The sequence below is a fragment of the Flavihumibacter sp. CACIAM 22H1 genome (genome assembly GCF_001601815.1).
GTDB lineage: Bacteria > Bacteroidota > Bacteroidia > Chitinophagales > Chitinophagaceae > Flavihumibacter.
Genome location: NZ_LUKG01000054.1, coordinates 19,300 through 31,254, shown reverse-complemented (window position 1 = coordinate 31,254; position 11,955 = coordinate 19,300). Strand labels below are relative to the sequence as shown.

8 protein-coding genes and 1 pseudogene are annotated in these 11,955 nt (G+C 47.7%); 2 read left to right on the top strand and 7 right to left on the bottom strand.

Annotation, left to right across the window (positions count from 1 at the left end; all coding sequences use genetic code 11):
* Positions 1-416 (top strand): hypothetical protein (locus A1D16_RS14455; protein ID WP_290710727.1); only part of this gene is annotated, 416 nt, incomplete at its 5' end.
* A gap of 36 nt (positions 417-452) precedes the next feature.
* Here A1D16_RS14455 and A1D16_RS14450 read toward each other — a convergent pair.
* Together A1D16_RS14450 and A1D16_RS14445 are read right to left on the bottom strand one after the other, a co-directional pair.
* Positions 453-1,193 (bottom strand): VIT family protein, encoded by a 741-nt coding sequence (locus A1D16_RS14450; RefSeq protein ID WP_290710724.1) that lies wholly within the window; start codon positions 1,191-1,193, stop codon positions 453-455.
* A 37-nt stretch (positions 1,194-1,230) separates the two neighbouring features.
* On the bottom strand, positions 1,231-3,744 hold the full coding sequence (locus A1D16_RS14445) for a phosphocholine-specific phospholipase C (RefSeq protein WP_290710722.1): 2,514 nt from the start codon (positions 3,742-3,744) through the stop codon (positions 1,231-1,233).
* Between the two features lie 224 nt (positions 3,745-3,968).
* Between A1D16_RS14445 and A1D16_RS21735 the strand changes: the two are divergent.
* Positions 3,969-5,400, top strand: a pseudogene (locus tag A1D16_RS21735) (serine hydrolase domain-containing protein).
* Positions 5,401-5,680: 280 nt separating this feature from the next.
* Here the strand turns inward: A1D16_RS21735 and A1D16_RS14430 are convergent.
* From A1D16_RS14430 to A1D16_RS14410, 5 genes are all read right to left on the bottom strand, one after another.
* Positions 5,681-6,712: an FAD:protein FMN transferase gene (locus tag A1D16_RS14430; RefSeq protein ID WP_290710716.1), complete on the bottom strand. Its 1,032-nt coding sequence runs from the start codon at positions 6,710-6,712 to the stop codon at positions 5,681-5,683.
* Positions 6,713-6,721: 9 nt separating this feature from the next.
* Entirely contained in the window at positions 6,722-8,917 is a 2,196-nt protein-coding gene (locus A1D16_RS14425; RefSeq protein ID WP_290710714.1) for a PepSY domain-containing protein, read from the bottom strand.
* A gap of 17 nt (positions 8,918-8,934) precedes the next feature.
* Positions 8,935-9,408: a DUF2271 domain-containing protein gene (locus A1D16_RS14420; RefSeq protein WP_290710712.1), complete on the bottom strand. Its 474-nt coding sequence runs from the start codon at positions 9,406-9,408 to the stop codon at positions 8,935-8,937.
* Positions 9,409-9,420: 12 nt separating this feature from the next.
* Positions 9,421-10,899, bottom strand: a complete 1,479-nt coding sequence (locus A1D16_RS14415) for an ankyrin repeat domain-containing protein (RefSeq protein WP_290710710.1) — start codon at positions 10,897-10,899, stop codon at positions 9,421-9,423.
* Between the two features lie 69 nt (positions 10,900-10,968).
* Positions 10,969-11,883 carry a pirin family protein gene (locus A1D16_RS14410; RefSeq protein WP_290710708.1) on the bottom strand — a complete coding sequence of 305 codons (915 nt, stop codon included), beginning with the start codon at positions 11,881-11,883 and terminating at the stop codon, positions 10,969-10,971.
* Between the last annotated feature and the right edge of the window lie 72 nt (positions 11,884-11,955).

The window sequence follows — 11,955 nt, the reverse complement described above, 5'->3', positions numbered from 1 at the left end:
GGGGCGGTGGATTGGGATCAGTGGTAAAGAAGGGACAGCAAGCGAGCTGGATGCTTGCTTCCACGATAAGTTTCCTGCGAAATAATAAGTCGGTAGTAGATACTGTTGCGGGGGAATTGAGCCTGCTTACAAAAGCAACTCTTTTTTCCGTTTCGCTCTCCTGGAATCGGTACCTGGATGCAGAAAAAAAATGGCAGTTTGGAGTAGGGCTTTCCTATAACCAGTTGTCTACCCGTTTTTACCAGGATGGTATGCCGGTAAAGGTGTCAGATCTTGCCGATAGCTTTTCTAAAACCTATAAGGGTTTATCGCTGGTAAGGCCCTTGAGCACGTTTTCCAATAGTTTTGCCATCAACCGCGACAGGTTTACGCTCAGTTGGCCAGGGATATTCCTGCAACTGGGCATTCGGTTGTAAACAAGTGGAGGCTGTGGTAGTTTCCGGTTGCGGGTATTATACGTTTACACCGAAGATATAACCAACCAGGGCTGATAAAACCATGGCAATGGTTCCCCAGATAACGATGCGTATAACTGCTTTACCAATGCCCGAACCGCCTGTTTTGGCAGAAATAATACCGAGAATAATAAGTGAAAGGATGGTGAATCCATATAGGTAGTATTCCAAATGGTGAACGGGGGCAAAAAGGGTTACCAGTAAGGGAAGTATTCCGCCGGCACTAAATGCTGCGCCGGAAACCAGGGCTGCCTGAATGGGTTTAGCCTGGCTAACTTCGTTGATACCCAGTTCATCGCGGATATGGGTACCCAGTGCATCGATGGCGGTTAATTCTTTGGCAACCTGGAGGGCTGTTTCTTTTTGGAGGCCTCTTTTTTCATAGATTTCTGCCAGGATTTTCAGTTCGGTTTCCGGCATTTCTTCCAGTTCTTTTTTTTCACGTTCGATATCTGCTTGTTCGATATCGGTTTGTGAGCTGACGGATACGTATTCGCCGGCTGCCATGGAGAGGGCGCCTGCTACGAGTCCGGCGATGGTGGCCAGGAGAATAGGGTTTCTTTCGGTGCTGGCGGTGGCTACGCCGATAGCCAGACTGGAGATCGAAATTATTCCGTCATTAGCGCCCAGCACAGCTGCCCGCAGCCAGTTGCTGCGGTGAATAAAATGGCTGTCCGGGTAGTTGTCGATGGTAATCATGGTAGACGTCAGACAGGTGTTAGAACAGCGTTCTAACACCTGTCTGACGTCTAAAATACGAAAAATTCGTTGATGCTTACACCACCCCACCCATCAACGGGTCGGTACTGCTGTGCTGCCCGTTTTCCACATGGCCGGCAAACCGCTGCTCAAAACTGCTATTGCCGTTGATGCGGATCACCAGGTCATACCAGTTTTGTTGTTTGCTTAGATCCACCGGAATACTAAGCGCTTTCCCGGCAGCCAACATTTTGCTAATGGGCGCCGCTTTATAGGAAGCATCCGTTATTTCAATGGTCTGCGCTTTACCGGAATTGTTCCGAACCATTACTACAATATTTCCACTCAGTTTTTTACTGCCCTTGCTTTCTTCATAGGCCAGCAAAATTTCCAGGGAAGGATCCGTTACCAGTCCTTTAAACTCGCGGTAAAACCCGTTAACGCCATGAACCCTGAGATGGTAAGCACCCGCTGCATCCGGTTTCCACGCATCCTGTAGTTTATCACCCGCTTTTACCACATAGTTTCGGGGAGCTTCGCCCGATAAAGGCTGGTAAACAATAAATGCAGCACCCGCGGTTTTTTCGCCAAACTGCTCTTTTCTGTTCTCAAATTCCAACTCAATGCCACCCTTGTTTATCTTCCCGTTTACATACAACTGGTAGGGGATGGCCGTAGCCCTACGGGTGCCTTTTTCCTGGTTCGGTACCAGGGATGAACCCATGGGATCCTTATTTAATTCGGCCAGGTCGGCCGTTCCCAGTTTTTTAAACCCGGTAGGCATTTCCTTAAACTGCGCTTTATGGATACTTTCCAAAAAGGGCATACGGTCTACCGGCGCAGGCGCAGTCAACTGCTCCCCCTTATAAGGACGAAAAACAGAACTCAGGTTGCCGCAAACGGTCCGGCGGAAAGAAGTGATTTCTTCCGAATGAATTTTTTTCCCGGTTTTATGCGAAAGAAAATGCTCCAGGAACTGAATGGGCGAAGTAAGGTCGCATACCTCCGAATTCACCCATCCACCCCGGCTCCAGGGCGATGCAATTACTAACGGTACCCTATAGCCGAGGCCAATCGGTCCTTCCAGGTGGTTGGCTTTTGAAGGATCTGTTTTCATCCATTCCTGGCTTTTATGCACATACTCTTCTTTACAATCTATGCCTGCTGATACCTTACCGCTGTTTTCTTTATAAGGATTTGGTGGTACAAATGGTGGTACATGGTCAAAATAGCCATCGTTCTCATCATAGTTCAGGATAAAGATGGTTTTTTTCCAAACCTCCGGGTTTTGGGTAAGTATATCCATAACCTCGCTCAGGTACCAGGCACCGTACCAGGGCGAACCAGGGTGGTCTGAAAAATTCGAAGGCGCTACCACCCAGGAAACCGTTGGAAGTTGCCCCTTCTGTACATCCTGCCGGAATTGGTGCAACACATCGCCTTTCGGGATCTTCATGGTACGTGTTGTTCCACCGTCAGTATAGGTAACGGTTTCCAGGCTGTGGTAATCAGGGTCATTACGGTTATCTGTAAACGCTTTTTCATGGAGATTTTTTTCGCGCTGGGTTAGCCGGTCAAAATTTTCCTGCGTATACTCTTTTACAGCCTGTTGGGTATAAGCATAGGCTTTTTCCAGGCTTTCTAACTGGCGTTTCAACCGAGGCAGGGTAGGGTCAGTGGCTGGCAATGCCGCAATTTTATCCTGCTGTTCCCTTATTTTTCCCGGCAGCAATTGCAAGGCCTTGGGCAAAAATTTCCGATGTCCATAGGCAAAACGAATTTTATATTGTTTGAACCACTCAATGGGGTTGTCGGTAAAATTGGCCAGCCAGTCTTCTTCCTCGCCCTCCAGTCCAGATTCCATACTCACTTCATTCTGATAAATTTTCCAGGAGACCTGGTTGTCTTCGAGGTATTCCGGAAACGTTTTCCAACCAGCCTCTTTTCCATAATCCACATCCGAATTATAGACATTGGCGATAACGTTCGGATCGTGCTTCTCCCGAATTGTACCGGTCCAGAAATGCAGGCGGTTGGGAGTGGTTCCGGTGAGCGAGGAACAAAAATGCTGATCGCAAACAGTGAACGCATCTGCTAATGCATAATAAAATGGAATATCGCGGCGGTCGAAATAGCCCATGGTCAACGGCATTCCTTCACAGTCTTTCCTGCCCGGTTTTTTTGCTTCCAGCCAATTGTCATAATGCCCTTCATTCCTGGCCGCCGTCATATCATTCCAACCATGTGGTAAGGACCCCAGCCAGGTAATTTTACTATCCTTCAGATCGTGGCGGAAGGGAGCATAGGTATTTCCTTTGGCATCCGTTTGTGCCCAAACTTTATTTTTATTGGGGAGCGATATGGCTCTGGGGTCATTAAACCCCCGTACTCCCTGCAAGGTTCCGTAACAGTGGTCAAAAGACCGGTTTTCCTGCATCAGGAATACTACATGCTCGGCATCCAGGTAGGTACTGCCCGCTGCCGGGTTAATGGCAAATGCTTTCTGAATAGACGCAGGCAGGCTGTTGGCAATACCGGCTGTTCCGGTTAATAGCGCTGCTTTTCGCAGGAATTCTCTTCTGTTGTCCATGTATTAAGTATCAAAAAGTGAAAAATGCTACCTAAAACTAGTAATAAATACTAAATAAAAGTTTAGTAATACTAAATTAACAGTAGGCTTATAATTCGATATTGATTTGTTCATTTTAAAGTAAAGAATACCATCCATGGGTTCGGAAAGTCCGGAATTCTTAACCAGTGATAAGTTTTTCAGCGCAATAGATCGGTACATTTATTCTATACATATACCTCCAAATGCGGCATTATACCGGTACCTACCTGTTTTTTTTGTTTTTGTTAACGGCCTGCGCTTCGTTTAGCCAGTCGGTAAATACCCGGGTTTCTTCAACCATGCACCAGTTATTGCAGGAGCAGCAGTTTTCGGGGCTGGTAGGCTGCCTTGTAGACCAGGATTCTATTCGATTGTTCAGCGCCGGTGTTAAAAACCTGCGTACGGGAGAAAAGCTGCATGAAGGGCAGCGGGTGCAGGTTGGCTCCATCACAAAAACGGTGCTTGCCCTGGGCATTTTGAAAATGGTTACGGAGAAAAAGCTGGAATTAGACGAACCGGTGAAAAAATACCTGCCGGATCTGCCTCTCGATAATCCCTGGGAATCAAAACAACCGGTTACCATTCGGCATTTGCTCGATCATACAGCCGGTCTGAGTGACCTGAGGTTTTGGCATTTTTTTAGTAGCTCATCCAACCCCACTACGCCGCTGCGTCTCTTTTATGAAAAAAACAGGGCCGTAGTAAAGGTGTTTGCCCAGCCAGGCACTGTTTTTTCGTATTCAAATATGGGTTATACGCTCTTAGGTATGGTAATTGAAGCCATTACGAAGCAACCTTATGAAACCTATCTCGATAAACACCTGCTGGCGCCACTTTCTTTAACCAACAGTACATTCGGTTTTGTGCAGCAGGAAGGTGCCGGGGGGGATAGCAGCCATCTACCTTCGGCCGGCCGGACAGTTTACCACCACGGCAGGTGATATGGCTTTACTGATCCGGTTTATTCTAAATAAGGGCAGCCTGCATGGCAAAGAACTGGTACGGAAAGACCTGGTAGAAGCGATGGGAAAACAACGAACCACCATTGCGGCAAAAAACGGATTGCCCAATGGATATGCACTCGGTATCGCCAGCCGAGACCGCCACGGTGTAACGGGAATTGCCCATTCCGGTAATATTATCGGCTATAAGGCTATGTTATATATTTTTCCGGAAGCAGGTAAAGTTTTTTTTGTGTCGTACAATATGGACAGTGAAACGGCCAATTATGAAGTATTTTCTGAAAGGTTTATTGATCTGCTGGCAATTCCTACGGTATCACCTGCGGCGTTGGTAAAGGAGCAGGCGCAGGCGCCCTTTTCCCCGGAAAAATGGCAGGGGTATTATGTGCCCTCCATAACCAAGATTCAACCCCTGCAACTCTTAGACAGGATCGGTTCTTTTACCCGGGTAAAAGCTACAAAAAATGGATTACTACTGATGCCTGCGCAAAAAAACAGGATAGTGTTGTTTGGACAAGCGAACGGCTTATTCAAAGAAGCCGGTAAAATTGATTACGCATATTGTTTTTATGAAAACAACAACGGTGAAAAATTCCTTACCAATGGCCTGCAAACCCTTCAACAAATTAACGGATGGGGGCTTCTGTTGGAGATAAGCAGCGTAATCGTTTGACTGCTTTCGCTTCTTCTACTGTTTTTACTAGGAGGGTATTCGCTTTTTAAACAGGGCCGCAGTTTTATTCAGCAACCCCTGTTGCCGGTGTTTGGAGCGATCTGCTTATTGCTGTTTTCAATCGTACTAATTGCAGTAAAGGGCTTTATTGTACGCAGCCACTATTGCGTTGCCGCTTTCTACCCTTTTTTCCATCAGCACCTATATACGCTCGGTCAATGCTTACAAAAAAACCGTCAGTTTTTGGTTATTGCTACTTGCCCTGCAGTTTTGGGTACTGTTATTTTTTTATACGCTTATTCCTATTGCTACCTGGGAATGAAGGTCGTTTTTTAAAGTTCCGGGAGCGGATGATTTTTCCATCATTGGTGATCAGGAGGCAGGCGTATAAGGGATCAGCCCGCAGCATGGCCATTCCTTTTTCTTTTCCCAGTACCATAATAGCGGTGCTGTAGGCATTACAGGTTTCTGCGTCTGGTCCAATAACCGTAACGCTGGTTAATCCATAGGAAGGCATGCCGGTTATGGGATTAATTATATGAGAATAGCGCCGGCCATCAATTTCCGCGTACTTCTGGTAATCGCCCGATGTTGTTACCGCCCCTTCCCTGAGCAGGAGAATTTCAGCTGATCTTCCGGGTTTATAAGGATGGGCAATCCCGATGCGCCAGGCTTTTCCGCTGGGCTGGCTTCCCCAGCTAGCCAGGTCGCCGGAGGCATTTACAATGCCAGCCTCTACCTGTAAGGATTGCATCAACGCCCTTCCCCGATCGGCTGCATACCCTTTGCCCGTGGCACCAAACCCTATTTTCATACCGGGCCTGGTCAAAAAAACTGTACAGGAATCCTCGTTCACCGCTATATAACGGTAACCAATACCTGCAATAGCTTTTTGAAGTTGTTCCGGGTCGGGTAGTTTATCCATACTGCCATCGAATTTCCAGATACGGTCCATTGCTGCAAAACTTATATCAAAAGCGCCGGCAGTTTGTTCGGAGAAGATCAACGCCCGCTGCACCAGTTCCAATAGCTCCCTATCTACTTTAACCGGCCGTATACCTGCCTGCCGGTTTATTTCCGATACCTGTGATGTTGGGATCCAATCGGATATGAGTAATTCTATCCGGCTTATTTCTGCAATCACCTGGTTAATGTATTGTTCTGCCTGCAGGCTATCCCTGGCAATAATGCTGATATCAAACCTGCTGCCCATCAGTTCCGCATAACGTTTGCGAAGCACTTGCGCGGGTAGTTGCAGGACAAAGCAGTGCAAGAGAATAAGTAGGAATCCAGCCGATTTGCCCTTTATCATCTTATAAATTTAATAGCAATCAGTAAGTAGTTGCCCATTGGTTTTATAATAGCTCAGGGGCTGTCCGTTTTCAGCCTGGCAGATCTGGTTGAGCACTTCTTCTACGTCCTGCTGCATTGCCAGCGAACCACAGATCAATACCACGCCGTTTGCCCGGAAAAGGGAGGCGAAAAAAGCCTGGTCTGCTTTGATCAGGTCCATTACATAAGCTGGTTCCGCTTCTTTGGAGAAAGCAAAACGGGCAGTTTCGAGGCGTCCTTTTGTTTGCTGTTGTTCAATAAAATGCTGGTATGCGCGGGTAGTGGCGGTATGGTGCCGGAAGCCGGCATATAAATGAACAGGCAGTCCTTTTTTATTTTCATCGATCATTCCCAGGAAGGGGGCAATACCAGTGCCATTGGCAATCAGGGCTATACGCGGTGCCTTGCCCGGAAAATGAAAAGAGGGGTTATGGATGATCCGTGCCTTTATGCGTTCCCCGGCTTTTAATTGATGCAGGAAGCCGGAACCTAATCCCTGTTCATGCAGTTTTACTACCAGTTGAACCTGCCGGCCAATTTTTGCAATAGAATAGAGGCGCTCCCGTTCATCGCCTGCCGGGTAAATGGCTAATAAATCGCCGGAGCGAAAGCCTGCGCTGAAGGCGGGTGCCAGCGTTACCCTGAAATTTGGATCTGTTTCCGTAATGGAAGTAATGGCTTTAACCCGCAGGGTTTGCAAGGCGGGTGGCTGGCTTCCGTACATAACCGGACTGGTACCTAGTTTTATCGGATTCTGGTCATTCCAGGATTTTATCCAGTGCACAAAATCTTCGGTTGATTTATCGTTAACGGTAAACAGCGGAAGAGCGCGTTGGGCCCAGGTTTGATTTGCCAGCCAGGCATCCAGCTTTACAGCATACCCGCAAAATTCTTTATAGGTGTGAGAACCGAATCCCACTACCGAAAAGCGGACAGCCTGTGTCTGCGGCAGGGCGGCCAGTTTTTTTTCAAATAAGCGGGCATTGGAAGGCGCATCGCCCTGGCCAAAAGTGGAACTGAATACAACCAGTTGTTGCGCTTTCGGAAAAAGCTGGTAGTTGTTTAAATCGGTCAGGTAAGACCGTGCTCCGTTCGCCAGCAATTGCCGGTGTACCTGTTGGGCAAAATGCCGGGTACTGCCATTTTCGGAGCCCGTTAAAAATACAATATCCGCGTCTTCGGGTTTAACTGTATTGCGGGTTTTAACGCGAAGCCGCTCATAACTGATCCGGACCCCGGAGTACATAAAAAACAGGATATTCAGGGAAGCTATTCCTGCAAGCAGGGCCCAAAGGGTGCTGGCTCGCCCGGTATGCCAATCAAGGCTTAGGCGTTCGAGGGTTTTGGTAAGTGGGTACAGGTGTTCTTCTTTTACCTCACCCATGTGCTGGTGAATAGCAAGTTCCCGGTCTTTTAGTTGCAGTTTGAAGTATTCGGAAGGATCCTCATCGATTGGAAATTCGATTTTAACCACATCCTTCAAAAGGGTTTGCTGAAAAATGGTAAAATCTTCTAATGGAATTTTTGCCGCTTCGGGATGCAGGCGCTGTGCAAATGGCGGAATTTCCTGTGCGGGAATAATTTCAAAGCGCACCAGGAATAAATAAGTGCCGGTGGCGGCTATTATTAAAATCGGCAGCAGTAATAACCTGCCTGCTGCCACATGGTAATACTGGGCTAAAAAATCGCGGGATAGTTTGTCAAAAAAATGCCGGATACCCTGTTGTCGCTGCAGGATGAGCAGGGTGCCGGATACTACGATCAACACCAATAAAAAAGAAACCAGGCCTATGATAAACCGGCCTGTTTCATGCATAAAGAGGGAGCGATGTAAGGCCAGGTTCCATTGAATAAAATCGGATTTCACCAGGGGCTTTCCCAGTATTTCGCCTGTAAGCGGGTGGATAATTGCATTGAAGTCGTTGCCCTCTTCATCAAATCCTTCGGCCGTTACAAACTGGTTGTGGTCGATGCTGAGCTGCAGTAGCTCAGGGTATTTTTTGCGCAGGGCGGGGATGGATTCTGCCAATGTTATCTGGTCAAATTCCGCCGCTTTATACGGTTGATTTTTTTCCTGAACCACATCTATTGCCAATACCACACCCGTGGCAGCAGCTGCCAGCAAAAACAAAGAGGATACAATTGCTAAAACCAGGTGGGCATAGCGCCAGATGGAAATTGTCATAGAGCAACTACCGGTACTTATTGAACCTTACTTAATTTGACAAAACGGATATAACCTTTACCTTCTGTTTTTAGAGTAAGGGCTTCTGTTGTCATAGGAATTTCTACATCGGTTACATGGTAGTCCTGGTCTTCGACAGCGGTTTCGAAGCGGAGTTTATAGCCTTTATTCAGTTTGGCTTCGTCCAGCACAAAGCTGGTGCTGCTCCTGTCTCCGGCTGCAACAGATGCCCCGGTAATGGCACTCAGGTTTTCTTTCTTTTTAGAGAGTTGTTTGTTCCATTCTTTAAAGCCATTGTACCATTGTTTATCCGGCCCCATTATATACAATGTTTTTTCGTATTGCCCGGCCGGGTTTATCAGGGATACTACAATATAGGCTTCCAGTCCTTTATAATTGGTTGTTTGTAGCAGGCATTTGTACCTGGCTTCCTGTGCTATGGCACCTTCGAGTATCAGCAAAGCAAAAAGGGACAGTAAGATTGCTCTCATGTAGTGTAGAAATTATTTTAGGAAATCGATATTGGTTTTTTGTGCACTCAGGTATTCATTCTCTTTAGCCAGGTCAAATGCTGTTTCGTCCAGTTCGGTTAAGAGTTCTTTTTTGGCACCCAGTGTAAGCAGGTATTTCAAGATAACATCGTCTTTGGCCAACATGGCGGCCCGATGCAGGGCTGTAATGCCTTCTTTGTTTTGTTGGTTTATATCCAGTTTTATAGGAGCCAGGGCTTTTAACAGGCTCAGGTCATTTTTTGCCACTGCCAGGTGATATAGGGTGTTTCCGTCGGGCTGGGGTTGGGAAAGATCAATTGACCTCGCCTGGAGCAGGGCCATTTTTTTACCAAACTCATCGGTTGCGTCCCCCGGCCGGGGACTGCGGTAGGATTGTATCAAGTAATAACCCAGGTTTCCTTCTTTGCTGGCAGCAGCAGGAGAGGCCCCGTTTTCCAATAAGAGACTAACCATTTCCGGCGAACTGTTTTGCAGGGCCAGCAACAGGGCCGTTTCTCCCTTGGTATTGGCCTGGTTAATATCCTTAAGTTTTGGCAGGAACGAAACTACCAGATCAAGGTTGCGTGTAGTTGCGGCCACCATAAAGGGCGTATTACCCGATTTGTCTGCCTGGTTAATGGCTACGCCTTTTTCAATAAAATACCGGATCTGTTCTGCCTGGTTGGGTTTACGCACCAGGTAGTGCAGCGCGTTTTCATCGTTTTCCCCGGTTGATCCGGGCGCTATTTTCAGTTCATCTACCAGGTAGCTGTAAAAGGTTGTGTTGGCAGCGCTTGAACGGGTACCCTGTGCCGCCATCAGCAAGGCATATTTCGTATGTTTTATTCCCTTGGCTTTTAATTTCTGAACGAGTTCGAGGTTGCCTGAACGGGCCGCATAATCAACCGCTGTTCTGCCCAGTTCATCGGTAGCTGAATAGGAAAGTCCTTTGCTAACAAGGTAATCTGATAAAACCAGGTCCTTATCATGGGCTATACCGAGCAATAACAAATTGGCTCCCTGCTGAAATTTCTGCCGGGGATTGTTGCCCGCTTTGAAAAAAGCTTCGTACACCGCTTTATTCGTTTGGCCGTTATTGATGGCATATACCATTGGTATGGTTCCCCGGTCGTCTCCAAAATTTATGTCCGCGCCTTTTTCCAGCAGGTACTGAACCAGTTCGGCATTACCGCGGCTGGCTGCCCAATGCAGGTAAATACGACCGTCGTGGGTTTTTTTGCCAACGCTGTTACCATCCTGGTTGATCAGGTATTTGACCAGTTCGGTAGGCGCATCATTATTAATGGCCATGGTAACCACATCGAAATTGCCCCGATTGGCTTCGGCCGGGTTATTGCCTTTGCTAATTTCGGCCTGAACCGCAGCCAGGGTAGGTTTTGATTTCCAGAAATCCGCACTCAGCAGGGTATTGGTTTGGGCAGGCAACAGGCCCGGGGCAAAGAGAAGGGCTGCAATAAGTATCCGTTTCATGGCGCAAAGGTATAACGCGGCGGGCCTGCCGGTTTACGAAATCGGAAACTTTTAACGATTTTCCGCCGTTCAGGAAAGCGGTTCGGGCCGGGGGCCACCGGCTGGTTTGGAATTGTCGGCAGGCAAGGGAATAAATTCATGGTTATCATTGGGCGGCAGCAGTATTCTTCGCTGTTTCCAATCCTCTTTTGCCTGTTCGATCCGGTCTTTGCGCGAGGAAACAAAATTCCACCAGATATAGCGGTCGCCCAGGGGCTCGCCCCCCAGTAGTAGCAGGGTGCAGGTTTCCCGGGCAATAAGCACCGGGTCGGCTCCCGGGGTAAATACCAGTAGTTGTGCTTCCTGGTAGAGGTGGCCATTGCATTCCAGCCTGCCTTTTACAATATACAGGCCTCTTTCGGAATGTTCTGTTGGCAGCGCAAAACGGGTGCCGGCCTCCAGTACAAGGTGCAGGTAACACAAGGGTGATAAGGTTTTAACAGCATTCTGCAGTCCATAGGCTGTGCCGGCAATCAGGCGCATCCAGATTCCCTTATCCGTGAAAACAGGCAATTGATCCGGTTTAAAATTTTCAAAGGAAGGCGCTGCTTCCTCGTCTTTTTCCGGTAAAGCAACCCAGGTCTGGATCATTTCCAGTTGTCCGTTTTGAAGTACAGCAGGGTCTTCAAAGCGTTCGGAATGCGCGATGCCTTTTCCTGCTGTCATCCAGTTTACTTCACCGGGTACGATCACCTGTTCCACCCCCAAGCTATCCCGATGTGTTACTTTACCACCCAGCAGGTAACTTACGGTCGACAATCCGATATGCGGATGCGGTAAAACATCCATATTGGATACCGGGTTGGGGGCTGATGTTATCGGGCCGGCATGGTCCATGAAAATAAATGGTCCCACCATGCGCCGTTGCCGGAAAGGAAGAATCCGTTTTACCCGTATAAATTCACTAATGGCTGCCTGTCGGGCATCTATTACAATATCTAACATAGTGTCGTTTTTTGAACCGCTTTGCGGATGCAGCTGGTAACTGGGTGCAGCCTTGAAATTAAGCAGCTTCTT